Here is a 25,853-nt window from a genome sequence, read left to right on the forward strand (position 1 = left end):
TCCGGATCAGGCCCGTCACGAGGCGAGCATGATGTGCCGGATCTGGGTATAGTCGAGCAGCGATTGCATGGAGAGATCCGAGCCGTAGCCGGAATTCTTCATCCCGCCATGGGGCATCTCGGTGGCAAAGACCCCATGGGTGTTGACCCAGGTCACCCCATATTCTAGCCGGTTGGCGATCTGCATGGCAAGGCTGGCATCGCGTGACCAGACCGATGAGGCCAAGCCATATTCGGATTGGTTGGCCCAGTTGAGCGCGGTCTCCGGCTCATCGAACGCTGTTACGGTCACCACCGGCCCAAACACTTCCTTTTGCACGATTTCCGCGGTGATGGGGGCAGTGACCAGCGTTGGCTCGTAATAATAGCCCTCGCGCTCAGGTGTTTTTCCGCCGGCCACGATCTCTGCGCCAGCGCCGCGTGCCCGCTCAACGAACCCGGCGACGCGGTCCCGTTGCGCAGCCGTGATCAGCGGCCCGAATTCCACATCGTTCTCCTGTGGCGCGCCATAAACCAGCGAACCGATCATGGTCGAAAGCCTCTCGGTCACCTTATCGGCGATGGAGCGATCGGCAAAGACACGGCAGGCGGCCGTGCAATCCTGTCCCGCATTGTAGAAACTCGCTTCGCGCAGCGTATCCACCAGCCGGTCGAGGTCGGCATCGGCGCAAACGATCACCGGAGCCTTGCCGCCGAGTTCGAGATGGGTGCGCTTGATCGTCTCGCCTGCCGCGGCCTTGAGCACCGCCCGGCCGGTGCGCACATCCCCGGTCAGCGAGATCATGCGCACAAGGTCGTGGGTGATCAGTGCCTGTCCTACATCCGGTCCATTGCCGGTCACTACATTGACCACGCCCTTGGGCAAAAACTCGCTCAGGATCGAAGCCAGCAGCAAAAGGCTGAGTGGCGTATTCTCCGAGGGCTTGATCACGACCGTATTGCCGGCCGCCACGGCCGGCGCGATCTTCCAGGCCGCCATCAGCAGCGGATAGTTCCAGGGCGCGATCGAGGCAATCACCCCGATGGGGTCGCGGCGCATCAGGCTCGTGTGCTGGCTCGAGCGATAGCCATTGGCGGCGGTGGCGGGCATGTTGCGCACGGCCGTGCCGAAAAAGCGGAAGACATCGGCCACATTGGCGAGTTCGCCCGCCTTGACGAAGCGCCAGGGCTTGCCGGCATTGGCCGCTTCCACATCGGCAAGCGCTTCAGCCCGGTCCTCGATCGCATCGGCCATGCGCAACAGCGCGAGGCTTCGCGCCTTCGGCGTTGTCTGGCTCCACCCGGCAAAAGCTGCATGCGCGACACGCACCGCGCGGTCGATCTGTCCGGGATCGGCCGATGCGACATCGGCCATGAGCCTGCCCGTTGCCGGCTCATGCGCGGGCAGGCTCGGGCCGTTTCCCCCTTCATAAGCGCCATCGATAAAGAGGTGCGTCTGGTAGCTCATGTAACAATTCCTGGGTCTTGGCCGCGCTTGGGCGCTGCAGTTTCAAATCGGAGAAATAGGCGCCGTCGGTTTCGGCGGGCCTCAGCCGCGCGCAAGGCGCCCGACTTCCCGCCAAAAAGCAAGATCGTGCGCACGCCCTTCCGGCTGCCACTCCGGGTGCCATTGCACCGCCAGGATGGGGGCAGGGCCTCCGCGCGATACCGCTTCCACCACGCCATCTTCGGCCCGGGCATTGACGGTCAGACCCTCGGCCAGCTTGTCGATCGCCTGATAGTGTACGCTGTTGATCCCGATCGGAGCGGTGCCCATGATCGCAGCCAGCGGTGTTCCCGGCACGGTTTCAACACGATGGCAATGGCCGAACATGGCTTCGAGTGCTACTCCATCCGGCGCATGATGCTCGACAGAGCCGCCGGGCCCGTCGCGCTGATCGCGCAGCGTTCCGCCCAGCGCCACATTGATTTCCTGCAATCCCCGGCACACCCCGAAGACCGGCTTTCCCGTCTCGCCTGCGGCTGCGATGATCCCCATCGCCATGGCATCGCGTTTCGGATCGAACGGATCTCTTCCGCCAGGGACCCCGTAACGGTGCCCCTCGATATTGGAACTGCTGCCGGTCAACAGCACTGCGTCGAGCCGCTCGATCATGGCGGCAGCATCCGCAGCATCGGGAAGGCTGGGAATGATCAGTGGCACGGCGTCGGCATAAAGCGCCACCGCATCCACATAGCGGCGCTTGACCGTATAGCCTTCCTCGCCCTCGATGGGGCGATTGCAGGAGATGACCCCGATCACGGGTTTTGCATTTCTGGACATGAAACGGACGCTTGCAAGAAATCTTCGGTCTGAACCTTGGCTGCCGCAGCCATCACGTCAACCCGCAGTCGCCGTATTTCTCACGATTGCGCGCGCATGCTCTGGTGCTTCGTCTTGCCAGGTGCCATCCTGATCCTGTCCGGACCTGCCACTGCCCGCACGTTTTCGCGCGCCGCGCGTTCGGACCTATCCGGCCAGGCAGTTCCGGTCTGGCGCCAAACCAGGATTTTTGATGCGCACGCTTTCCGATCCGACGATTCTTGTTTCACAATGCTTTATCGATGGCGCCTTTGTCGGTTCGCCTGCGCTCGATGTCACCAATCCATCCACGGGTGAAACACTGGCGCAGGTTCCTGACCTGAGTGCCCCGGAGGCAGAGCAGGCGGTGGAAGCTGCCGCTGTAGCCTTTCCCCTCTGGGCGGGGCGCACAGCCAAGGAGCGTTCCGCCATCCTGCGGACCTGGTTCGATCTCATCATGGCCCATCGGACAGATCTTGCCACAATCCTCACCTCCGAACAGGGCAAGCCCTTCAACGAGGCGCTGGGCGAGATCGACTACGCCGCCTCCTATATCGAATTCTACGCCGAGGAGGCCAAGCGCGTTGCCGGCGAAATGCTTGCGTCGCACCGTGCCGATGCCCGTATCATGGTTTTGCGCCAGCCGATCGGCGTCGTCGCTGCCATCACCCCGTGGAATTTTCCAGCTGCCATGATCACCCGCAAGGTCGGTCCGGCGCTTGCTGCTGGCTGTACCGTGGTCATCAAGCCCGCGCCCGAAACTCCGCTCACCGCCCTGGCGCTGGCCGAACTCGCGCGTCGCGCCGGCTTTCCCCCGGGCGCAATCAATGTCCTTACCGGAGACGCTATCGCCATCGGCGGCGTGTTGACCAGTCATCCCAAGGTGCGCCTTGTGGGCTTCACCGGGTCCACGGAAGTCGGAAAGATCCTGATGCGGCAGGCCGCCACCACGGTCAAGAAGGTCGCTCTTGAACTCGGCGGCAACGCACCCTTTATCGTTTTCGACGACGCCGATCTCGATGCAGCTGTCGAGGGCGCGATCCAATCCAAATACCGCAACATGGGCCAGACCTGCGTCTGCACCAATCGCATCTATGTTCAGGATGCTATTCACGACCGGTTCGTCGAAAAGCTCGTCGCCCGTGTCGCGCAGCTCAAACTGGGTGACGGTTTCGAGGACGGCGTCATGCAGGGTCCTCTCATCACCGAAGACGCAGTCGTTAAGGTCGAGGCCCACATCGCCGATGCCGTTGCCAAGGGTGCCGAAATTCTGATCGGTGGCAAAAGGGACCCGCGCGGGCGCACCTTCTTCCAGCCCACCGTATTGACTGGCGCCACCGGCGAGATGACCCTTGCCGGCGAAGAAACCTTCGGCCCTCTCGCACCGGTCTTTCGCTTCACCACCGAAGACGAAGCCATCGCTGCAGCCAATGCGACCGACACCGGCCTTGCCGCCTATTTCTATACGCGCGACGCCGCTCGCGTCTTCCATGTCACCGAGCGCCTTGAATATGGCATGGTGGGCGTCAATACCGGCCTCATCTCCACCGAACTCGCCCCCTTTGGCGGGGTCAAGGAGAGCGGCAATTCCCGCGAGGGCTCCCACCACGGAATTACCGAATTCCTCGAACTCAAATATGCCTGCATCGGCGGATTGGCTTAAAACAACCAATCCGCAACGGATGGCACAAAAGCGGGTGTTCGGGTTAGCAAGATGCTACCCGAACACCAACCAGAACACTCCTTCCGCAGCTAAATTGCTACCTCAGGCAAGCCAGATCCCGTTGTCGATGGCTTCGGCAACACGAGCCTGATTTTCTTCGCTTTCTGAGAAGAAGGCAAGAAGGTCGCCGCGATTGGTCATGTTGTTATCGAGGCGTTCAACCCAGTAATCGAGGCCTGATTGATCGAAATCTCGAGCCAGGGTGTGAGTATATAGAAGTTCGACAAATTTCTCGTTGGACACAGTTTCCTTTGTGCCGAATGTGCGAATGAATTCTGGCGAGTGAATGAAGCTGTCGGCAATCGCCGTCAAGCTTACATTACCGCTGTCAAGGCGACCGATCCAATATTCAAGACCCGGGGCATCCGGGATACGATCAAAAGCTGCCTGGTATAGCCGGTAAGCCATGCCAGCATTCTCACCTGCTCCGGTATCAAGAAGAAGTGTTCCTTCAAAGAAGTTGATGCGTTCTACATCGCGCAGGTAATAAATATCGTCACCCTCTGCGAAAAGAACTGCGTCTTTGCCAACAGCAAAACTTAGTCCCTCTGCGCTGCGGGCGAAATTGGCAGTGTCGATATTGCCTCTTCCATCTACATAGGTCGAGGATTGAGGCATGGTGAACGTGTCTTTAGCCGACGTGCCGATCAGCTGGTTCTCGAAATCCTTGGGATCTACCGGAGCATCCGGATCCAGCGGATCATTGGGATCTCGAGGCGTGAGGATGATGCCAAGTAGTCCCAGAACCTCCCCAAGAATACCGTCAAGCGATAAAATACCATCATCTCCCAGAAGCCCGGTGAGATTGAGTAGTCCGGCGTCGCTGAGGAGGCCATCAAGCTCGATGATATTTGTAATTCCTCCGGTTAATCCTCCCAATATGTCACCATCGGACAATAAATCTGTCTCGATGATGCCGCCATTGTCGGGCAGGACGACGATATCCTTGCCCAGGAGCGTAAGCTGCACGACGCCCTTGTCGTTGAGCAATTCGAGATCAAGAAGATTTTCGATTCCACCGCTAGTTCCGCTGCCGCCGCCAATATTCGTCAGATTGGCTACGAGATTAGTCACGGGGCTCAATAGGCCCGAGGACCCCCCGCTCCCGCCGCCGAGGATGCCGTTCAGAGTCTTGTCGAGATCGAGTACGCTTCCCAGAAGTCCCAATTTTCTCTCCTGTTTTTGGGTGAGGAGAGTTTTCGAGCACTCAGGCGAAGTCGAGTATAATACACAGGTACGTGAATCCGCTGACTTTCAGCATTTTAGTATATTTTTAGATATACTTTGTAGCAGGGTTGGTGTGAAGAGTCTTGTCGTGTTTCCCGATTTGAAAACTTCATTTCTATCTACTCGCTGCGCAGCATGCCTCTGTAGATACTCTCTCCCTCGGCTGCCGGGATAGGGAGGGCGCCAAGGGCGTTGACGTAGAAGTCGACCGGCCCCGCCGAGCCGATGATGGCATAAGCGTAGCCCTGCGCCTTCATCGCGGCGAGCGTGTGGTAGAGCAGTGCTATGCCTATACTTTTGCCGCGATGAGCTTCCGAAACGCCTGTAGGGCCAAAAAACCCGCGTGCAGTGGCATCGTAGCAAGCGAAGCCGACGAGTTGTCCATCCACCGTCGCAACAAAACAGCCGGGCGGCTGGTGCGCCATAGCGGCGGTGACTTCGCTAACCCAATACTCTGAGAAATTGCTGCGGACCCAGTGCTTTATGAGGTGCTGCTCGGGCGGCAGGGCCAGGCGTATGATCGCCGCCGTGGCTTCGACCCGCCGGCCCAAGTCGTCAAGCCGCTGACTATAAAGATTGACGAGCAGATCCATTGCGTCCTCTAGGGGTGAGTTTTTACAAGGAGGCTAGATGGGGATGCTGAAAGGGTCAACGCACCGAAATGCGCACCCGCTCAGGCATGCGCCCAACCGCCGTCGACCACAAATTGCTGGGCAGAGATCATGGCGCTGTCGTCAGCGGCGAGAAAAAGTGCCATGCGGGCGACGTCATCTGGTCCGACACGTCCGGCTAGTGCCTGGTCCTTGTCGATCTGCGCTTCTGCCGCATCATCCACCCAATGAGTCAATTGCCTCTCCGTCATCACCCAGCCGGGCACAAGTGTGTTGACGCGAATGCCGTGTTTGCCCAGTTCCCGCGCCATGCCGCGGGTTAGGCCGTGGGTCGCAGCTTTGGCAGTTTCGTAGACGGGGATCTTGGGGCTCATGATCATCCAACTGATGGAGCCTGTATTGATGATCGAGCCGCGGCCGGCGGCAATCATGCCGTTGGCGACAGATTGGATGGCAAAAAAGCTGTGCTTGAGATTGACGGCCATACGTTCGTCCCAATAGGCCGGCGTTACGTCCGCCCACTCATGCCGCTGATCATGTGCGGCATTGTTGATGAGCACAAGGGCGTCGCCATGAGCCTTGGCAAAGCCGGAGATGGCTGCCCGATATGCTTGGGTGTCAGTGATGTCGCAAGCGGTGAAAAGCACCGAGTGTCCGGCGCTTTTCAGCTCCTGCGCCAGGACGGTCCCGCGTTCGGCCTGGATGTCGACGAAACCGACCTTGCTGCCCTGTGCCGCAAACTGGCGGACAAGCGATTCACCAATGCCGGAAGCGCCACCCGAGATAACAACCGGCATGCCGACAAGACTTGGATAGAGCGCGAAAGCGGACATGACGGGGCTCCTTGGGAACAGAGATCGGTCCCTTCCGACCTTTCGTCCCAGCTTGTGGCAAAGGGCCTAGCTTAAGCAAGGTCCAGTTCCACAAGGGCTAGCGGAGCCCCGCGATTCTGCACAGTGCAGTCGAACTAGAGCCTGACGAGGCTTCTCACATCTACCGGCAGGCCAGTCGCGAAGGACTGATTTGCAGCGATGCCCGTCAGGATCGACAGGGCGCCATCGCGATGATCAGCACCATAGCCAGGCCGAGGCGTGGCATTGCCGAAGATCTCCTCGAGCATGATCTTGTCGCCGCCGCCATGTCCGCCTTCGGCGTGCTTGATGGGAATGACGCGCGGTTCGCCATGCAGCGGGAAGTGATAGAGCTTCACGCCCTTGGCCGAGCCCTCGGTGTCGGAGGTCGAGCCGGCATTGATGTAGGAGTTTTCATGCACCGTCAGCTCTAGGCGCCCGCCCGTACCATTGATGGCGACGTTGAACCCTTCCCAGGGTGCATAGGCGTAAAGCGAATAGGTCATCACCGCCTTGTTGCGGTAGCGGACCATGACGTTCATCGTGTCTTCGATGGAGATGCCATCGCCGAAGACGTTCTGATCGCGCTGGTAGCCGTCTTCCTTCTCCGCGTCCCAATAGAGCGATTTTTGTATGGGGTTGGAGGTGAGGTCGATGGCGAAGGGGTCGTTCTTGGCCGCCTCGACGCCCGTGGTGCGCGTATAGGAGGTGAATACGCCGCGCTCTTCGGCATTGGCGCGGCCGTAGAACTTCAGGTCACCCATGGCAAAAACGGTATCGGGTTGCGAGCCGAGCCAGAAGTTGACGAGGTCGAAATGGTGGGTCGACTTGTGCACCATCAGGCCGCCAGAATTGCGCTTGTCGCGGTGCCAGCGGCGGAAGTAGTCGGCGCCGTGACGGGTATCGAGCAGCCACTCGAAGTGGATGGAGGTCGGGGTGCCGATCACGCCTTCGGCGATCAGTTCGCGCAGGGCCGAGTTGTGCGGAGCATAGCGATAGTTGAAGGTCACACGGACATTGCGCCCGGTGCGCTCCACGGCATCGAGGATGTGCTGACACTTTTCCTTGTCGATCGTCATCGGCTTTTCGGTGATGACGTCGCAGCCGAGCTCCATGGCGCGGACGATATATTTGTGGTGGGTGCGATCCACCGAAGTGACGATCACGAAATCGGGCTTAGTTTCGGCGATCATGCGATCAAATTCACCCGCCTTGAACGTCGGCACCGCCTTGCCCCCGAGTTCATCGGTGAAGAGCCGGTTGGTGAAGTCCATGCGGGTCTGGTTGGTGTCGCACAGTGCCACGATTCGTGAGCTGTCCTTGTGCGGTCCCAGAATAGCCTCGTAGAACATCCTGGCCCGGCCGCCCGTACCCACGATTGCGTATGTTTTGGCCATTTCTGCTCCTCGCCGTTCCGTCTCTCGATAGTCGCCGCGAAAGTACTTTTGCGGCGTGACACCATGTACCATACAAGATTGCGTGCCATCACTATCTCTTTTTTCCGGCGCTGAAAAGACAATGTGCGCTGCCACTTTCGTGACAGCGCACAGGATGATCCAGATTGAACTGTTTCTTAGTTGGTACGGGCCAGTTGCCGGTTGAGGTAGAGCGCGACAAGCGTGCAGATCGCGCCAGAAAGAAGGTAGGCGCCCGACGAGATCAGGCCGAAGGCGCTTGAGAGCGCCAGGGCCACGAATGGAGCAAACCCCGCGCCGAACAACCAGGCGAGATCCGAGGTGAGGGCGGAGCCTGTATAGCGGTAGAGCCGGGTGAAGTTGGAGGCGACGACGCCCGATGACTGGCCAAAGGCGAGACCAAGCAGGATGAAGCCGGACACCATGTAGAGGATTTCGCCACTCGAACCGGCATTTAGAAGGAGCGGAGCCGAGATCGAGAAAATGCCAATTGCCGCTGCGGTGACGCCGAGAAGCCAACGCCGTCCGAACCGGTCGGCGAGATAGCCCGACAGCACAACGGCCGCGAGGCCCACAAAGGCAGAACAAATCTCGATGACGAGGAAATTGGCAGGCGCTTCCTGAGTGTAGAGGAAGACGTAGGAGAGCGGGAACACTGTGACCATGTGAAATAGGGCAAAGCTCGCCAACGGCGCGAAGGCACCGATGACGATGTTGCGCCAGTCATTGGACAGCGTTTCGCGGATGGTGGAGGGGACGAGTTCGCCGCTTTTGAAGAGGCCAGTATATTCGGGCGTCACCACAATGCGCAGTCGCGCAAAAAGCGCCACGACGTTTATCGCGAAGGCTACAAAGAACGGATAGCGCCAGCCCCAGGCCAGAAAATCTTCCGCCGACAGGGCCGAGGACAGATAGGCGTAAAGCGCGCTCGCAACGATCAGGCCGATCGGGGCGCCCAACTGAGGCACCATGGCATACCAGCCGCGCTTGTTCTGCGGCGCATTCAGGGCCAGCAGCGAAGCAAGACCGTCCCAAGCGCCTGCAAGGGCGAGGCCTTGGCCAATGCGGAAGATGATCAGGATCACTATGGCCAGCCAGCCGACCTGATCGTAGCTGGGCAGGAAGGCGATCGCTACCGTCGAGACGCCCAGCAACATAAGGGCAATCGTCAGTTTGACGCCGCGTCCATAGTTCCGGTCGACTGCCGAAAAGATGACGGTGCCGAAAGGCCGGGCCACGAAAGCAAGGGCAAAGACCGCAAAGGAGAGGAGGGTCCCGGTCAGCGGGTCAGTGAAGGAGAAGATAACCGCGGGAAAAACCAGCACGGAGGCGATCGCATAGACGAAGAAATCGAAGAACTCGGAGGTGCGACCAATAATCACACCGATGGCGATTTCTCCCGCGTCAACTGGCCGGTGGCTGTCGTTGACATTGCGCGCATCTTGTTCTGCCGATGTTTCACCGACATGGGTAGAAGAAGCGGCCATCTCGCTAAGCTCCTGAAATTACTGATTTTATCTGCCCAGTCGCGCTTCGGCTGCTGCAGAGAAATGCCCGAGTGTGGGCAATTTCGTTTTCTCATGCATTATAGCGCGGCGACATGCGAGTGGACAAAATGTCCGATGGCGCAAGCCTAGCCACAGGAGTAGGCCGCAGTCCAGGTGCAGTCTTCCTTCCAAGGGCCGCAATGTCTCGATTTGCCAAATTTCTCCTCGTTCCCCTCGTTGCATCGCTTCTGGGCGGATGTAATGCCGTTGTCATGGCGCCCGCGGGCGATGTGGCCATGCAGCAGCGCGATCTGATCATCATCGCGACTGTGCTCATGCTGCTGATCATCATCCCCGTGATGGTGCTCGTGGTCGTGTTCGCCCGCAAATACCGGCAGGGCAACACGGACGCCAAATACGAACCGAACTGGGATCACTCGACCCATCTCGAGCTCGTCATCTGGGCCGCTCCGCTTGCCATTATCATCTGCCTTGGCGCGGTGACGTGGGTGTCGACCCATCTGCTCGATCCCTATCGCCAGCTCTCCCGCATCGGGCCGGACCGTCTCGTGCCAGAAGGGGTCGAGCAGCTCGAGGTCGAAGTGGTTGCGCTCGACTGGAAGTGGATGTTCATCTACCCGCAATACGACATCGCCACGGTGAACGAACTGGTCGTGCCCGTCGACCGGCCGATCAGCTTCAAGCTGACCGCCTCCACGGTCATGAACTCCTTCTACATCCCGGCCATGGCGGGCATGATCTATGCCATGCCGGGCATGCAGACGCGTCTCCATGGCGTGATCAACGTGCCGGGCGAGTACAAGGGCATTGCCGCCCACTATAGCGGCCATGGCTTTTCGGGCATGCAATTTGCAACCAAGGGCGTCAGCGATGCCGAGTTCGACACCTGGGTTGCCGATGTTCGCAATTCGCCGGACATGCTCAACCGCCAGCGCTATCTCGAGGTCGAAAAACCAAGCGAACATGTGCCCGTCATGCACTTTGCCGGTGTCGAGAGCGGCCTTTACACCGCAATCGTCAACATGTGCGTCGAGCGCGACAAGATGTGCATGAGCGAGATGATGTCGATCGACGAGCGCGGAGGCCTTGGCCATGCAGGGCTCAACAATCTGGCTCCCGAGCTCTATGGCGGTGGCGAACGCAACCGCTCTCCGTTCGGTCCGCAAAAAACCTATGTTGCAGCCATCTGCTCGACAGACGAAGCCATCGCCATGACCGCCAAGCTACCGGCAATCGCTGCGCCCAGCACCGCGCCACTTCTGGGACGTGGCCTTGATCGCCGAGAAGCGGTCGCGCAAAGCAATGCGCCCGCGCTCGAATGGCTCGCCGGCAAGCTGGCCTCCACTGAAACCATACCGGCGGACGCACTATGAGCAACGAATTCTGGTCCATCATCTTCGGTCGCCTGACCTGGGACGTTCTGCCCTATGATCCGATCGTCATCGTCACCTTCGTCGTTGTCGCCATCGGCGGGGTGGGCGTTGTCGGCGCACTGACCTATTTCAAGCTCTGGGGCTATCTCTGGAAGGAGTGGTTCACGAGCGTCGACCACAAGAAGATCGGCATCATGTACATGGTGCTGGGCCTTGTCATGTTGTTGCGCGGCTTTGCCGATGCGCTGATGATGCGGCTGCAGCAGGCGATCGCGTTCAACGGGTCCGAGGGCTATCTCAACGCCCACCATTACGACCAGCTGTTTTCGGTCCATGGCGTGATCATGATCTTTTTCGTGGCCATGCCGCTGATTACCGGCTTCATGAACTACATCATTCCGCTGCAGATCGGCGCGCGCGATGTCAGCTTCCCGTTCCTCAACAATTTCTCCTTCTGGATGACCGCGGGCGGCGCTGTGCTCGTGATGATGAGCCTGTTCGTCGGTGAGTTTGCCCAAACCGGCTGGCTGGCCTTTCCGCCGCTCTCTGGCATCGAACACTCGCCTGCCTCTGGGGTGGACTATTACATCTGGGCCCTGCAGGTGGCCGGGGTGGGGACCACATTATCGGGCGTCAATCTGATCGCGACCATCATCAAGATGCGCGCGCCTGGGATGACGCTGATGAAGATGCCGGTCTTCACCTGGACTTCGCTCTGCACCAACATCCTGATCGTGGCGTCCTTCCCGATCCTGACGGCGGTGCTGACGCTGTTGGCGCTCGACCGCTATGTCGGCACCAATTTCTTCACCTCCGATTTCGGGGGCAATCCGATGATGTATGTGAACCTGATCTGGATCTGGGGTCATCCGGAGGTCTACATCCTCATCCTGCCCATGTTCGGGATCTTTTCCGAAGTCGCTTCAACTTTCTCGGGCAAGCGCCTCTTCGGCTATACCTCGATGGTCTATGCAACCGTGGTGATCACGGTGCTGTCCTACCTTGTCTGGCTGCACCACTTCTTCACCATGGGATCGGGGGCGAGCGTCAACTCGTTCTTCGGCATCACGACCATGATCATTTCGATCCCGACGGGCGCCAAGATCTTCAACTGGCTCTTTACCATGTACAAGGGTCGTATCCGGTTCGAGCTGCCCATGATGTGGCTCATCGCCTTCATGCTGACCTTCACCATCGGTGGCATGACCGGCGTGCTGCTTGCCGTGCCACCGGCCGACTTCGTGCTGCACAACTCGCTGTTCCTTGTGGCGCACTTCCACAACGTCATCATCGGCGGCGTGCTGTTCGGCATCTTCGCAGGCATAAACTACTGGTGGCCAAAGGCGTTCGGCTACAAGCTCAACGTTTTCTGGGGCAAGATCTCGTTCTGGCTCTGGAATGTCGGGTTCTGGCTCGCCTTCGGGCCGCTATATGTGCTGGGCTTGATGGGCGTGACGCGCCGTCTGCGCACCTTCGATGATCCGTCATTGCAGATCTGGTTCATCATTGCTGGCATCGGTGCGCTGGTGATCGCCGGCGGTATCGCGGCCATGGTGATCCAGTTCGTCGTGTCGATCCTGGGCAAGAACAAGGAGTGGGACACAACGGGCGATCCCTGGAACGGCCGCACGCTCGAGTGGGCCACCTCTTCGCCGCCCCCGCAGTACAATTTCGCCTTCACACCCGTGATCCATGACAACGATGCCTGGGCGGACATGAAGAGCCGGCATGCGCAGCGCCCGACGCAGAACTTCCTCGAGATCCACATGCCGCGTAATACCGGTACGGGGGTTGTGATCGCCGCATTGAGCACCGTCCTTGCCTTTGCGCTCATCTGGTACATGTGGTGGCTGGCTATCCTGAGCTTCGTTGCCATCATCGGTGCCGCCATCATCCACACCTTCAACTACGATCGTGACTACTACATCCCGGCCGAAGCGGTGACGCAGGTGGAAGACGAACGAACGCAGATCCTGGGCGGAGCACGCTAATGAGTTCTCAGGTTCAAACCGCAGACGGTGAGGCCCCACAGTTCTACGAACTCGTGCCGCATCACCATGCACCCCATGGCTCGACCCAGATCGGGTTCTGGATCTATCTGATGAGCGATTGCCTCATCTTCGCGTCGCTCTTTGCCATCTATGGGGTACTTGGGGGCAATTATGCCGCCGGTCCATCGCCCCAGCACCTGTTCGACCTCAAGCTGGTAGCGATGAGCACAGCGGCGCTGCTGCTCAGCTCCATCACCTATGGCTTTGCCATGCTGGACATGGAGGAGGGCAAGCAGAAGGGCACGATCATCTGGCTGATCATCACCGGCCTTCTCGGTGCAGTGTTCATGGGGTTTACGCTTTATGAGTTCAACCACCTGATCCATGAAGGCGCTGTCCCGCAGCGCTCCGCGTTCCTGTCGGCATTCTTCGTGCTCGTTGGCACGCACGCGCTGCACGTTGCTTTCGGCATTCTTTGGCTCGTGATCCTTCTGGTTCAGATCGGCATGAAGGGGCTCATTCCCGCCAACAAGATTCGCGTTCAGTGCCTCTCCATGTTCTGGCACTTCCTTGACGTCATCTGGATCGGCGTCTTCACCGTTGTTTATCTGATGGGGATGCTGCGATGAGTGTTGAAACCACCAATGACAGTCTGACCGCGGCGCGGATGGCCCATGCGCATCCCAATCCCGATGCGCATGACGAAGAGCACAATCACGGCACGCGCCGCAGCTACCTGATCGGCTTCGCCCTTTCGGTGGTGCTCACCGCCATTCCTTTCTGGCTGGTCATGGCCGATGTGATCGCCGACACAATGGTCGCAACCATCGTGATCATGGCTTTCGGTGCGGTGCAGATCGTGGTCCACATGATCTACTTCCTCCACATGAACACCAAGTCCGAAGGCGGATGGACGATGATGGCGGCAATTTTCACCATCATCATCATCGTCATCGCCTTGTCCGGTTCGCTGTGGGTCATGTTCCACCTCAATACCAACATGATGCCGGGACACATCATGAACCCGGCCGATCTCCTTTAGTGCCATGACCGAACGAAAAGGGCAGGGGGCCAAGCTGTCTCCTGGCCTTCTGGCCTTTTGCGCATTCTGCCTTGCCTGTGCCATCGGTTTCGCAGCCCTCGGCATCTGGCAAATCAATCGGCTCGCCTGGAAAAACCAGCTGATCGTTGCGGTTGAAACGCGCAGCACCTCCGCTCCCGTTGATCTCGACATGCATGATTGGGGTGCGCTTGACCCGGTGGCCAATGAATACCTGCGCGTGTCCGTTTCAGGGCGCTTCGGCAGCACCGATGCCTTCGCGCAAGCCGTGACGGTTCATGGCGGCGGCTTCTGGGTATTGACCCCGCTCACGCTTGCCGACGGGAGGCAGGTGCTGGTCAATCGCGGCTTCGTACCATCTCCCGATCGCGAGACCGCGGTGCCACGGCCGCCGGGCAATGTCACGGTAACCGGGCTCCTGCGGCAGACTGAGCCGGAAGGCGGTTTCCTGCGCAGCAATGATGCGCAAACAGGCCGGTGGTATTCACGCGATGTCGCCGCAATCTCGGCAACACTCGGGATCGATGATCCTGCGCCCTTCTTTATCGATGCCGATGCGACAGGATCAAGCGGCCCTATCGGGGGCCTCACGGTTCTGAGCTTTCCCAACAACCATCTTGTTTATGCACTGACCTGGTTCGGCTTGACGCTGCTGGCGCTGTTTGGCTTCGTCTTTGTCTTGAGGGACCGCTGGCAGCACTAGGCCGCCAAAGGCAGGCTGATTTCGAAGAGCGCGCCTCCTTGTGGCGCCGTGCCTACGCTGATCCTGCCGCCATGGCGGGTGACGATGTCGCTCACAAGGCTCAGGCCCAGTCCAGCCCCGTTTGGGGATTGCGACAGGCGATGGAAAGGCCAGAAAATTTCTTCGCGATGGTCCGGCGCTACGCCCGGACCATTGTCGGAAACGGCGATAGAGCCGTTTTTCGTCACCTCGACGCGAATGGCGACCTTGGGGCCGCCATGGGCCATGGCATTGTGCACGAGATTGGCCACGGCGCGGCTAAGGGCGGATGTGTCGCCTTGCACCAGAACAGGAGCAGGCGGACCGACGAACTCGATGTCATTGCCCGCGTCGATTGCGAGAGGCGCCAGATCAGCGGTCACTTGTGCTGCCATCTCCACTAGATCGACCGGCTGGAAACTGTCAGGTGACTGCGCCATGCGCTGGAGATCGAGAAGCTCATTGGCCATGCCGGCAAGGCGAGCGGTGTCGCGCTGCAGCTGACGTTTTTCGGGGCCATCGGGGAGTGATTCCAGGCGCGTCTGCAAAATGGCGATCGGTGTGCGCAGTTCGTGTGCCGCGTCGGCCATGAAGCGCTGCTGGCGCGCAATGCCTCCATCGAGGCGATCGAGCGTGCCGTTGAAGGCGCGCACAAGGGGCACGAGTTCGGTCGGCACCCCGTCATAGGAAAGGCGAATGTCGGTCTTGCTGACATCGACGATCGCCGCTTCCTGGGCGACGCGCTCCAGGCCTACGAGCGAGCGCTTGATCAGCGGCGGGATGACCACCAGTGTAGTGGTCGCCAGCAGCAGCAGCAGGCCGAGAAAGAACGGATTAGCCAGAACATGGCCGATGATCCGCATGCCCATGAGCGGGCCACCACCGGTCATCACCCAGAGCCGTCCGTCGGCCGTGTCGCGCGTCCGCACAATCGCATAGGGCATCACGGCATCGTCCGAATTGGCGAAATTGGCGGACGAAAAATGAACCAGGTTTTGCGGAAAAAGGCGGGCCTGCAAGGGCGTGTTTCCCTGTGACAGCACATGTCCTGCCGCATCGACCACCACGAACCAGAGGTCCGGATAGTCGAGCTGGATCGTGCGCAGCCCCTTCGTTTCACTCAATGCAAAGCTTCCGGTTTCGGTGCGCGCGACTGACTTCACAATATCGTCGATTACGCTGTCATCGAGCCCTTGCTGTTCCGAAACCGTCAGCATCACCGGAAGAATGGCGAGAACCGTAAAGCCGACAAGAACGACAGCCTGAATGGCGATCAGCCCGCGGGACAGGACCTTGCGCAGCGAAATGGTGCTGTGCTTTCTCACGCGATTGCTTTCAGAAGATAGCCGATACCGCGTATCGAATGAATTTCCACATCAGCAGGCGCGAGCTTGCGCCTTAGGCGAGAGATATGCGCATCGAGCGTGTTGGAGGCAATCTCGTCATCAAAGCCATAGACGGCTTCCTCAAGGGCTGAGCGGGCAACGGTACGGCCGGCGCGGCGCACCAAGACCTCCAGAGCAAGCACTTCGCGGCGCGTCAGCGTCAGCGGAGTGCCGGCAACAAGCGCGGTGCCATCGCCGAGATTGAAGGCGAGTTGGCCTACGGTCACGCTCATCTCGGCCAAGGCAGCAGGCCGGCGCATCAAGGCGCGGATCCGCGCAACGAGTTCATCGACGACAAAGGGTTTGGCCAGATAATCGTCTGCGCCAGTCTCAAGGCCTTCGATGCGCTGGGCAGCCTGACCCAGTGCAGAGAGTACGATGATCGGCAGGCCTGCCTGAGCACGCCTGATATCCGGGATGATGGTCAGTCCGTCGCCATCTGGCAGGTTGCGATCCAGAATAACCACGGAGTGTACACTATTCTTCACAGCTTCGAGCGCCGTGGCGAGATTGGATACATGATCCACCAGAATGTCGTGCCGCTCGAGCGCGCTGATCAGGGCGCGAGCCAGATCGAGTTCGTCTTCAATCAGAAGAATACGCATGGCTACCTCATTATGGACCAGCTTATGCGCATGAATGATTGCCATTGCATTGCGTCTGAATCTTCGCGCGTCCGCAATGTTGCGGCAATATGAGAGTCACAGAAGGGAGCGAATTCGCTTGACTTGCCCGTGGTCTGTCCGTCAACCCAAACAAGCCCGCGGCCCGTTTCGAGGGGGACCTGTCCTTGCAGTGTCACACCTTTGGAACACAAGCGTAACCGCCAGCAGCGCATGCCATACCCAACTCAGTGCCCCCGGCCGATAGACAGCCTCGACCAAGCTAGCTCCAGGACACCATGACGACGACAGCCCATGAAAAGCCCGAATGGGCACAGAGCAAACGGGAAAAAGAGAATGCCCGTCGCGTCGCAGAGGGCCTGAAGCCCAAGCGCAGGATTCTGCCCTGGATCGTGCTGATATTGATCGTTGCTGCTGTCGCTGCGTACATTCTGCTCAATCCAGCACCGCCGGCTGAAGAGGTCGAGGTGGCGCAGGAACAGACCCTCGTTCGTCAGATCAGGCAATCTGAAATGCGAACCGTGACGCCCATGACCCTGGCGGAAACCGTAAAGGTAACTGGTACCCTGGAGCCGGGGCAGCGCTCAGAAGTTGCATCGCAGGCTTCAGGCCGGGTGTTGTCGGTGACAGTCCGTCCTGGCGATACGGTTCAGGAGGGCGATGTGCTGGCTCAGATCGATACGGCCGCCCTGCAACTGCAGCTTAGTCAACAGCGGGCGACCGCCAGTGCTACCCGCGTCCAGCTGCAATCATCCGAGCAGCAGCTGGAGCGGACCGAGCAACTGGCGAGCCAGGGCCTTACAACGCCATCCGCGCTCGAGCAGGCTCGCTCTGCTGCAGCCGCGCTGCAGTCCCAGCTTGAAGCACTTGAGAGTGCCGTGGAAACAGCCGAGCTCTCCCTGGCCAACGCCACGGTTGAGGCGCCGCTTTCGGGGACCGTGTCGGCGCGCTCCGTCGATCCGGGTCAAACCATTCAGGCCGGTACGCCGCTGTTCACCATCGTCAATCTGGAAACGATGGAGTTCGACAGCGCGGCTTCTGTCAATTCCAGCGCTCTGGTCGATCAGGGTCAACACGCAACCGTCACCGTAACTGGTCTCGATGGCCGGGAGTTTGCAGGAGAGGTGTCACGGGTCAATCCCGTGGCGCTGAGCGGCACCCGTACCGTTCCGATCTATATCGATCTGGACAACCCGGACGGCAGCCTGCGCGGCGGCATGTTTGCCACTGGTCAGATCGTCGTGCGGCAGCAGGAAAACGCCCTGGCCATACCTGCATCGGCCCTGCGTGAAGATGCGGAAGGTCAGTTCGTTCTCGTGCTTGAAGGCGAAACGCTGACGCGCAAACCGATCGAGGTTCAGCGCGAATGGAGCCGTGGAAGCCTTCTTGAAGTGAGTGGGCTCGCCGAAGGCGATGTATTTGTTTCAGCCGCTTTTGCCGAACTGCAGCCAGGCGATACCATTCTGCTCGTGGAGGGCTGAAACCGTGTTTTTGACCCGCATCAGCGTCAGTCACCCTGTCTTTGCCACCATGATCATGGTGGCCATCATGGTGTTCGGCATCTATTCGTATCAGCGTCTTCCCATCGAACAGCTGCCCGACATCGACTTCCCGGTTGTTGCGGTTGTCGTGAGCTACCCCGGTGCCTCGCCCGAGGCGGTTGAAGCAGACGTGGTCGAACCCATCGAAGACGCCGTCAACACCATTGCAGGGCTCGACTCGGTCCAATCCACTGCGCAGTCGGGCCAGGCTATGGTCCTGATGATCTTCGACCTCGAGCAGAATTCGCAGGAAAAGCTGCAAGAGGTCCGCGACAAGATCGACCCTGTGCGAGCCGACCTGCCAGATGGTGCGAATGACCCCCTGATCCTCCGGTTCGATCCCAGCGCGCTGCCGCTGCTGTCGCTGGCTGTCAGTTCGGACACCTTATCGGCACGAGACCTGACGACGCTGACGGAAGACGTCATCTCGACGCGTCTTTCAAACATCAGTGGCGTCGGTAGCGCAACGGTTGTGGGTGGCGTGCCGCGCCAGCTCAATATCGAGATCGATCCAGACCGGCTTGCCGCCTATAACATCAGCCCAGATGCCGTGGTCAACGCCTTGCGCGCTGCCAATCGGGATCTGGCAGCTGGTTCGATCACACAAGGAAGCATCGTCCAGTCGCTCCAGGTGTTGGGCCGGTTGCAGGACGAAGAGGATTTCTACGACATCACCGTGGGCAACCAGGGGGGGCAGCCTGTCACCGTGCGTGATGTCGCCACGATCGTGGATGGCACCGGCGAAGCCGACAGCCTAGCCATTCTCAACGGCGAATCTGCCTTGGCTATCGACGTGCTCAAGACGCAAGGCGCCAACACGGTCGGGGTGGCGGAGCAAATCCGTCATGTCATCGCCGACCTTCTTGCCAATGAATTGCCCGATGGGGTCAATATCGAAGTCGTGGTGGACAATGCCAAGCCGGTGGAGGATTCATTCCACGCCGTGCAGAACATGTTGATTGAAGGCGCTATCCTCGCCGTCATCATCGTCTTTCTGTTCCTCAACTCCTGGCGTTCGACCGTAATCACCGGACTGACCCTGCCTATTTCGATCATCGGCACGATGATTGCGCTCAATGCATTGGGCTTCACGCTCAACATGATGACGCTTCTGGCCCTGTCGCTGGCCGTGGGCATCCTGATCGACGACGCCATCGTGGTGCGCGAGAACATCATGCGGCATCTGCATATGGGCAAGGGCCACCGCCAGGCGGCGTTCGACGGAACGAATGAAATCGGTTTGGCGGTGCTGGCCTCGACGCTGTCCATCGTCGCGGTGTTCCTGCCGGTGGCGTTCATGGACGGCATCATGGGCAGGTTCTTCCTCCAGTTCGGCGTTACCGTTTCGGTGGCGGTGATGATCTCGATGTTTGTGGCGTTTACGCTCGACCCTATGATGTCATCTGTCTGGCACGACCCGGCAGCCAATCCGAATGCCAAGCGTGGCCCCATCGGCAAAGCTGTTCAGCAGTTCGACCGGCTGTTTGTATGGTTCACTGGCGGATACCGTCATGTGGTCCGCTGGTCGCTCAAGTTCCGCAAAACGGTGCTGTTTATAGCCGTGCTCTCCCTTGTGGGTTCGGTGATGCTCTTTCCGCGCGTTGGGGTCGAGTTCATCCCTGTCACTGACACCGGTATCTTCTCGGTCAATATCGAAACACCCGCCGGAACTTCCAAAGAAGCGACCGCCGCCAAGCTTCGCCAGGCGGAAAGCATCCTGCGTACCTATCCCGAAGTGGAGCGCACCTATTCAACTGTTGCGGGCGGGCTCGCTGCCAGCGGTTCCAATAGCGGCTCGATGACTGTCACGATGGTCGACAAATCGCAGCGCACCATCACCCCTGAAGAGTTCATGCCCGGCATCCGTCGCGCGCTTGATGTTATCCCCGGGGCCGAGTTCCAGGTGACGTCGTCGAGTGGAATGGGCGGAGGCGGATCTGGGGCTCCGGTCGCGATCACCATTTTTGGCGATAGCTTCACGGTATTGGAGCGTCTGGCCGACCAACTGGTTGCTGACTTGGGCCAGATCGAGGGCCTGATCAACATCACGTCCAGTCTCGACGAAGCGCAACCGGTCGTAGGTATCCAGGTCAATCGGGACCTTGCCGACAATCTGGGTGTCTCAATGAACCAGATCGCTGCGACCTTGGGCCCGCTCATCAGCGGCGAGGAAGTCGCCGACTGGACGGCACAGAACGGTCAGATCTATTCGGTTGTGGTGCGACTGCCCGAATCTTTGCGCGACGACATCGACGCGATCGGCAGCTTGCCTATAGCGCAGTCCGGCGCTACCGGGTCCAGCGGGATGATCACGTTGAGTCAGGTTGCCGAAGTGGTTCAGAGCACAAGCCCTGCTACCATCAATCGAACCGACCTGCAGCGTGGCGTCACCATCGAAGCTTTCCTTGAGGGCGTGGAACTGGGCACAGTCACGCCACAGCTTCAGGCGCTGGTTGGTGCCATGGAGCTACCCACCGGATATTCCACTTCCTTTGGTGGTGATGTGGAGCAAATCGCTGAAACGTCAGCTGCCATTGGTTCGGCGCTGTTGCTGGCTATCGTGTTCATCTATCTGGTGCTGGCTAGCCAGTTCGGCAGTTTCCTGCAGCCGGTCGCCATCATGGGGTCGCTGCCGCTGGCACTGATCGGCGTTATGATCGGTCTGTTGGTTGGCGGTTCCACGCTGAACATGTTCTCGGCTATCGGCTTCATCATGCTGATGGGTCTTGTGGTGAAGAACGCGATCCTTCTGGTCGACAACGCCAACCAGCACGTCAAGCAAGGGGCAAATCTTTACGAGGCGCTGGTCGAAGCGGGCGCTACCCGCTTCCGTCCGATCATCATGACGACGCTGGCCATGATCTCGGGCATGATCCCGCTTGCGATCAATCTTCATGGCGGCTCGGGTGAAAATGCGCCTATGGCCCACGCGGTTATCGGAGGACTGCTCAGTTCGACCGTGCTGACGCTGCTGGTGGTGCCGGTGTTGCTCACCTATATCGATAGCTTCAGCCGCTTTACCCGCCGCTTCATGCCCAAAGCGCCGGATGACCACGAGCATGCCGGTGCGCAGGCGCTCCCATCCGAGCCAGGGCACAGGACTCTCAAGGCTGCCGAGTAAGACCAAAGCCCCGCTGAAGAGCGGGGCTTTTGCTCGTTAGTCAGGCTCCCAATCCGGTCGGTCTGGCGAAGCGCTGCCGTGCCTCTTGGGCGAGCGGGCGGCTGGCGCAACCCTCCGCGTGGTCGTTAACGAGGCCCATGGCCTGCATGAAGGCGTAGACCGTCGTCGGTCCGACAAACTTCCAGCCGCGCTTTTTTAGATCTTTAGACATGGCGATTGACTGCGGCGAGGTCGAGCGGGTTCGAGGAGCCGCGGTTTCTTCCCGTTCCTCGAACTGCCAGACGTATGCGGCAATAGACCCGAACTCTTCTTTCAGCTCAATGGCACGCGCTGCATTGTTGATCACAGCCTCGATCTTGCCACGGTGGCGCACGATGCCGGGATCGGCAAGCAGCCGCTCAATATCCTGATCGGCAAAGGCTGCCACCTTCCCCAGGTCAAAGCCCGCAAAGCCTTCGCGGAAGGCCTCACGCTTGTTCAGTATAGTCCGCCAGCTCAGACCCGATTGAAATCCTTCAAGACACAGCTTTTCAAACAGTCTCACGTCGTCACCTACCGGGAAACCCCATTCCTTGTCATGATAGGGAATGAATTCCGCTGCGCCGCCGCACCACTGGCAGCGCAGGAGGCCATCGTCGGCTCGAAACAGTTCCATGCGTTTTTCCCTTTCGATCCCGCAGATGATTGATGAATTCGGGCCAGGTCAGCAATTGTCAGCAAGGTGCCCTGCGCTTTATGTGCCCTAGCGCATTTGCCCAGTTGCACCCCAGCGGACCTTGCACTAGTTTGCAGCCATTCCACCGGGCTTAAGCCCGATTCCGGTCTGCACCCGTAGCTCAGCTGGATAGAGCGCTGCCCTCCGAAGGCAGAGGTCGTGAGTTCGAATCTCGCCGGGTGCGCCAATATAAAGATGACTTGGGAACGAGTGCTCCTCTTGCCGTAGGTCCTGTGTCACCCGAGTGTCACCACCCTCGAACCTGGCAATTTCCGATCTTTCAGAATGAAACCCTAGTCGGTTGAATCACGGCTATTGATCGCCGACAAATATCGACGCATCTTGTCGGCCATCGCAGCTGACCTAGGTTTGGGTTCGAGCCTTTCCTCTGCTGATTTCGACAGGTTCTACTATTCCAACATCGTCGGCTGGCGCGAGGATTTAGAGGGTCTGCAGATGAGGCGTGCTCTGGCAGAGTTGCAGGAGGGTGCACGCCAAGGCGACGGCGACTAAACTCTTTGCTTCGTCTCAGAGGACCACCACGCTTCACCGAAGCAGTGCGGTGACTTGCTTTGGATTTGCAATGTGCTGGCAAGGTCGGACGGGCGCGGCATGGCTCTTAAGCTGCATGGCGCGAACGCTGGCCATATATGCGTTGCGGTAGCTGGAGATCCGCGGCTTCAGACGCTCTCCGCTGATAGCCGCGTTGGATCCACCCGATGTACTGCGGCCCGATAGGTCGAGGAGCGTTGCCCTGCCAGCATTCACCTGGAAAGCAGAGTGTGTTGCCCAACCTCGCGGCGCAAGTCGAGCCGGAACGTCGCGACCCCATGAGCGTTGCAGTCCAGCATCAGGAGTGTGCCATGGGTATCATCTGGACCATCATCATTGGTTTTATCGCAGGCGTGATCGCCAAATTTATTATGCCCGGGAAGAATGAACCGTCGGGGTTCGTCTTGACCACAATCCTCGGGATCGTCGGTGCTTTTGTGGCGACGTTCCTTGGGCAGGCTCTCGCTTGGTATGATCCCGGTGAGGGTGCAGGCCTGATTGGCGCCGTCGTCGGTGCTTTGATCATCCTGTTCGTTTGGGGCGTGATCGCCCGCCGTCGAGCATAATCAGCAGACAAGGAGATACAACATGGCCAAAACCCCTTCCATGGTGGCGCTTTTAGGCCTTCTTGCAGTTGCCGGATACCAGCACCGCGACAAACTCGGTGAGCTGCTCAACGGAATGGGCAACCAGCCAGGCGACCCCGCAGATCGCCGCAGTGACAAAGGCGGCTTTGGAGATATTCTCGGCGGCCTTGGCGGGTTGCTTGGTGGCGCTGCGGGTGGGAATGTTCTCACCGGCGGGCTTGGAGATCTGGTTGATCAGTTCCGCCAGACTGGCCGTGGGGCAAAGGCGGATAGCTGGGTCAACCAAGGCGCCAACGATCCTGTGGATGCGTCCGACCTCGAGCAGACGCTTGGCGAGGACATGATTGCAGAGCTGGTCGCTAAAACTGGGCTGTCGCGCGAAGACCTGCTCAAGCGCTTGTCGGAAACTCTGCCCGATGCTGTGAACCAGATGACTCCTGACGGTCGTTTGCCTGCAGCAGGGTAGGAGCACCACACGTCCTGCAGAGCATGGCGCCGTTAGTTCATGGTTGCTTGTGCGCTCTTAGCAAGGCGAGCAGCTGCCGGGACAGGGCAGGGCCGGTGAGTTGGCTGGCTCCGTAGCCTTCCCTGGAAACAACCGCCTTGATCTCCGACACGGTTGAAAATTTGCCACTCCTGGCAAGTTCGAAAGCCCGTTCAAGAGCGGTTACATGCGGTTTCAGCGTCGTCTCCTCACCTCAAGAAAAAAGGCCGCCCGAGAGGCGGCCTTTGCATTCATGTTTACTTGAGCAGGATCAGATTGATCGCCGACTCGCGGCCATCGCGGCCGGTTTCGACATCATAGGAAACCTTATCATTTTCGTAGAGGCCATCAACGCCCGAGCGCTGGACGGCGGAAATATGCACAAAGTGGTCCTTGCCACCGCTGTCGGGGGTGATGAAACCGAAACCCTTGGTGGTGTTGAAGAACTTCACTGTACCGGTGATCTGAGACATGATTTTTCCTGGTAAGCTCGGAGCCATGGCAAACGAGCGGTTAGCCTAGTGCAACATGCGCAAGGCGTAGGACGTTCGCAAGGTGGATCAGAGAGCCAGAAACCCGTTGCAAGCGGGATAGACAGCCGCCTGAGGCTGGAAACGTATGATCCTATATTGCAGTCATTGATGTCAGAAGCAAGGCTCGTCTCACATTTGCAGTGATTGAACCCCAGCACTCTTCGCTGAGGAGGCGCAATCGCGCCGATCTGATCTTGCTTGATGCCGGGACTGCGGAAGTCGCTTGTCGATCCAGTCAAGGGCTGGATCGAAGCGTGGCGCTCACCGGCACGCGGAAGGTGAACCTTGTTTCGCCCTCGGTTGAGCTCACTTCCAGCCGCCCGCCATGCGCTTCTGCAATCTGGCTTGCGATGTAGAGCCCGAGGCCCAGCCCTTCCATATTGGCTCTGACTTCGCCACGGGCGAATGGCTGGAACAGCCGCTGCATGGCCTCAGGCGGAATGGGTGCGCCGCCATTGCTTACCGCGAGTTCAAAATGCCCATTTGCCACCATCGCGTGCACCACGACCGGGGTTTCCGGCGCACCGTGAGTGACCGCATTTCCGAGCAGATTGGAAAACATCTGCGCGATGCGAGCCTGGTCCACGTCGATGGCATAGGCGAGATCGAAGCGAGTCTCAATAACCCGGTCAGGATGCCCGGCTTTGATCTCATTGATCACCTGCGCCAGCATAGGTTCGATGCGCTGTCCTGAAGATCGCTCGATGCCAATGCCTCCGCCCAGTCGGCCACGCGCAAAATCCATGACATTGCTGATCAGGCCCGACATCCGCTCAACGCTCTCACCCATGAGGCGAAGAATGCGAACCGACTTTGCGTCCTTGTGCTCTTTCTCGAGCATTCGGCGCCCGGCCTCGATTGCCGAAAGAGGATTGCGCAGGTCATGTCCCAGCACGGCGATGAATTGCTCGCGCAGCTGGGAGCTCGACTGCTCGGCGGCCAGATCGAAGTTGGCGTTCTGGAGATTGGCGTGGGCGGTGCGCAGGTCCGATCGCGTATCGCTCAGCTTCTGGTTGGCATCGAGATAGAAGGCGATGAGCTGGGCAAAGAGCCGGAACATGCCGGGCAAGGTTGTGCCTCTGAGCCTGCGCGGATGCGGATCGATCGCACACAGCGTGCCGAACATTTCCCCATCCGGCAGAATGATCGGAACTGAGATGTAGCTCTGAAAGCCGTAGATCGCGGGCGTATGATGATTGCGATAGACCGGGTCTTCCGCCACGTGATCAATGACGACCTCTTCGCGCACGCTGCGGATTTCGTTGCAAATCGTGGTGTGGAGCGGCAATTCGCCCCCGGGCTCGAGACCGAAATGGATGTTGTCGAGAACTTCACAGGCGAACCACTTGTTCTCGGTTACCCTCGCGACCGCTGCAAACCCCATGCCGGTCGCGTCCGTCACCACCTGAAGAATCGAGGGGATAGTGTCAATCTGCCGAATGGCGGCAACGTCTTTATCGATGTCGTTCAAGCGCAGAGACTCATGATGCGGGCTTTTCAAACACCCTAGCCGGAGAAAACCCAACTGTCATGACGGACAGCTTCAACGCAG

General features: G+C 59.3%; 22 protein-coding genes and 1 tRNA gene. 11 read left to right on the forward strand and 12 right to left on the reverse strand.

Annotated features, from left to right (window positions below; all coding sequences use genetic code 11):
- Positions 1–15: 15 nt before the first annotated feature.
- Together BM364_RS02735 and BM364_RS02740 are read right to left on the reverse strand one after the other, a co-directional pair.
- Entirely contained in the window at positions 16–1,446 is a 1,431-nt protein-coding gene (locus BM364_RS02735; RefSeq protein WP_092420587.1) for an aminobutyraldehyde dehydrogenase, read from the reverse strand.
- A gap of 81 nt (positions 1,447–1,527) precedes the next feature.
- The gene (locus tag BM364_RS02740) at positions 1,528–2,262 is read right to left on the reverse strand and encodes a gamma-glutamyl-gamma-aminobutyrate hydrolase family protein (protein ID WP_092420589.1); all 735 of its coding nucleotides are present in this window, start codon (positions 2,260–2,262) and stop codon (positions 1,528–1,530) included.
- A 232-nt stretch (positions 2,263–2,494) separates the two neighbouring features.
- Here BM364_RS02740 and BM364_RS02745 point away from each other — a divergent pair, with 232 nt between their 5' ends.
- The gene (locus BM364_RS02745) at positions 2,495–3,943 is read left to right on the forward strand and encodes an NAD-dependent succinate-semialdehyde dehydrogenase (protein ID WP_092420592.1); all 1,449 of its coding nucleotides are present in this window, start codon (positions 2,495–2,497) and stop codon (positions 3,941–3,943) included.
- A 102-nt stretch (positions 3,944–4,045) separates the two neighbouring features.
- Here BM364_RS02745 and BM364_RS02750 read toward each other — a convergent pair whose 3' ends face one another.
- The 5 genes from BM364_RS02750 to BM364_RS02770 form a co-directional block, all read right to left on the reverse strand.
- Positions 4,046–5,170, reverse strand: a complete 1,125-nt coding sequence (locus BM364_RS02750) for a DUF4214 domain-containing protein (RefSeq protein WP_092420595.1) — start codon at positions 5,168–5,170, stop codon at positions 4,046–4,048.
- A gap of 179 nt (positions 5,171–5,349) precedes the next feature.
- On the reverse strand, positions 5,350–5,823 hold the full coding sequence (locus tag BM364_RS02755) for a GNAT family N-acetyltransferase (RefSeq protein ID WP_092420598.1): 474 nt from the start codon (positions 5,821–5,823) through the stop codon (positions 5,350–5,352).
- A gap of 80 nt (positions 5,824–5,903) precedes the next feature.
- On the reverse strand, positions 5,904–6,674 hold the full coding sequence (locus BM364_RS02760) for an SDR family NAD(P)-dependent oxidoreductase (RefSeq protein ID WP_092420600.1): 771 nt from the start codon (positions 6,672–6,674) through the stop codon (positions 5,904–5,906).
- Between the two features lie 134 nt (positions 6,675–6,808).
- Positions 6,809–8,089, reverse strand: a complete 1,281-nt coding sequence (locus BM364_RS02765; protein ID WP_092420603.1) for a Gfo/Idh/MocA family oxidoreductase — start codon at positions 8,087–8,089, stop codon at positions 6,809–6,811.
- A gap of 176 nt (positions 8,090–8,265) precedes the next feature.
- Positions 8,266–9,594: an MFS transporter gene (locus BM364_RS02770; protein WP_092420606.1), complete on the reverse strand. Its 1,329-nt coding sequence runs from the start codon at positions 9,592–9,594 to the stop codon at positions 8,266–8,268.
- Positions 9,595–9,794: 200 nt separating this feature from the next.
- On the opposite strand from BM364_RS02770, the gene cyoA reads away from it, so the two are divergent.
- From cyoA to BM364_RS02795, 5 genes are read left to right on the forward strand one after another with little or no spacing between them, the layout of a single operon-like run.
- The gene (gene cyoA / locus BM364_RS02775) at positions 9,795–10,988 is read left to right on the forward strand and encodes a ubiquinol oxidase subunit II (protein WP_092420609.1); all 1,194 of its coding nucleotides are present in this window, start codon (positions 9,795–9,797) and stop codon (positions 10,986–10,988) included.
- Entirely contained in the window at positions 10,985–12,979 is a 1,995-nt protein-coding gene (cyoB, locus tag BM364_RS02780) for a cytochrome o ubiquinol oxidase subunit I (protein ID WP_092420612.1), read from the forward strand. Before cyoA ends, cyoB begins: the two co-directional genes overlap by 4 nt.
- Positions 12,979–13,608, forward strand: coding sequence for a cytochrome o ubiquinol oxidase subunit III (cyoC, locus tag BM364_RS02785; RefSeq protein WP_092420614.1), 630 nt, complete (start codon positions 12,979–12,981; stop codon positions 13,606–13,608). The genes cyoB and cyoC overlap by 1 nt, the downstream gene beginning before the upstream one ends.
- Before the next feature lie 38 nt (positions 13,609–13,646).
- Complete coding sequence (gene cyoD, locus BM364_RS02790) at positions 13,647–14,021, forward strand: cytochrome o ubiquinol oxidase subunit IV (protein ID WP_092423796.1); 375 nt, start codon at positions 13,647–13,649, stop codon at positions 14,019–14,021.
- Positions 14,022–14,025: 4 nt separating this feature from the next.
- Positions 14,026–14,742 (forward strand): SURF1 family protein, encoded by a 717-nt coding sequence (locus BM364_RS02795; protein ID WP_092420617.1) that lies wholly within the window; start codon positions 14,026–14,028, stop codon positions 14,740–14,742.
- Here BM364_RS02795 and BM364_RS02800 read toward each other — a convergent pair.
- A complete protein-coding gene (locus tag BM364_RS02800) occupies positions 14,739–16,085 on the reverse strand; it encodes a sensor histidine kinase (protein WP_092420620.1) in 1,347 nt (448 codons plus the stop codon). The genes BM364_RS02795 and BM364_RS02800 overlap by 4 nt on opposite strands.
- Positions 16,082–16,750: a response regulator gene (locus tag BM364_RS02805; protein ID WP_092423798.1), complete on the reverse strand. Its 669-nt coding sequence runs from the start codon at positions 16,748–16,750 to the stop codon at positions 16,082–16,084. Before BM364_RS02805 ends, BM364_RS02800 begins: the two co-directional genes overlap by 4 nt.
- A gap of 296 nt (positions 16,751–17,046) precedes the next feature.
- Here BM364_RS02805 and BM364_RS02810 point away from each other — a divergent pair, with 296 nt between their 5' ends.
- Positions 17,047–18,249, forward strand: coding sequence for an efflux RND transporter periplasmic adaptor subunit (locus BM364_RS02810; RefSeq protein WP_092420623.1), 1,203 nt, complete (start codon positions 17,047–17,049; stop codon positions 18,247–18,249).
- Between the two features lie 4 nt (positions 18,250–18,253).
- Positions 18,254–21,430, forward strand: a complete 3,177-nt coding sequence (locus tag BM364_RS02815) for an efflux RND transporter permease subunit (RefSeq protein WP_092420626.1) — start codon at positions 18,254–18,256, stop codon at positions 21,428–21,430.
- 40 nt (positions 21,431–21,470) lie between these two features.
- Here BM364_RS02815 and BM364_RS02820 read toward each other — a convergent pair whose 3' ends face one another.
- Entirely contained in the window at positions 21,471–22,085 is a 615-nt protein-coding gene (locus BM364_RS02820) for a DNA-3-methyladenine glycosylase I (protein ID WP_092420629.1), read from the reverse strand.
- A gap of 170 nt (positions 22,086–22,255) precedes the next feature.
- On the opposite strand from BM364_RS02820, the gene BM364_RS02825 reads away from it, so the two are divergent.
- The 3 genes from BM364_RS02825 to BM364_RS02840 all read left to right on the forward strand — a co-directional run bounded on the left by BM364_RS02825 (position 22,256) and on the right by BM364_RS02840 (position 23,750).
- Positions 22,256–22,332 (forward strand) — tRNA-Arg (locus BM364_RS02825).
- Positions 22,333–23,008: 676 nt separating this feature from the next.
- Positions 23,009–23,263 carry a GlsB/YeaQ/YmgE family stress response membrane protein gene (locus BM364_RS02835; protein ID WP_092423800.1) on the forward strand — a complete coding sequence of 85 codons (255 nt, stop codon included), beginning with the start codon at positions 23,009–23,011 and terminating at the stop codon, positions 23,261–23,263.
- A gap of 22 nt (positions 23,264–23,285) precedes the next feature.
- Positions 23,286–23,750: a YidB family protein gene (locus BM364_RS02840; RefSeq protein WP_092420634.1), complete on the forward strand. Its 465-nt coding sequence runs from the start codon at positions 23,286–23,288 to the stop codon at positions 23,748–23,750.
- Between the two features lie 275 nt (positions 23,751–24,025).
- On the opposite strand, the gene BM364_RS02845 is transcribed toward BM364_RS02840, so the two are convergent.
- On the reverse strand, positions 24,026–24,241 hold the full coding sequence (locus BM364_RS02845; RefSeq protein ID WP_092420636.1) for a cold-shock protein: 216 nt from the start codon (positions 24,239–24,241) through the stop codon (positions 24,026–24,028).
- A 295-nt stretch (positions 24,242–24,536) separates the two neighbouring features.
- Complete coding sequence (locus BM364_RS02850) at positions 24,537–25,772, reverse strand: GAF domain-containing sensor histidine kinase (RefSeq protein ID WP_092420638.1); 1,236 nt, start codon at positions 25,770–25,772, stop codon at positions 24,537–24,539.
- Between the last annotated feature and the right edge of the window lie 81 nt (positions 25,773–25,853).

This window comes from Devosia crocina (genome assembly GCF_900116545.1).
Lineage (GTDB): Bacteria > Pseudomonadota > Alphaproteobacteria > Rhizobiales > Devosiaceae > Devosia > Devosia crocina.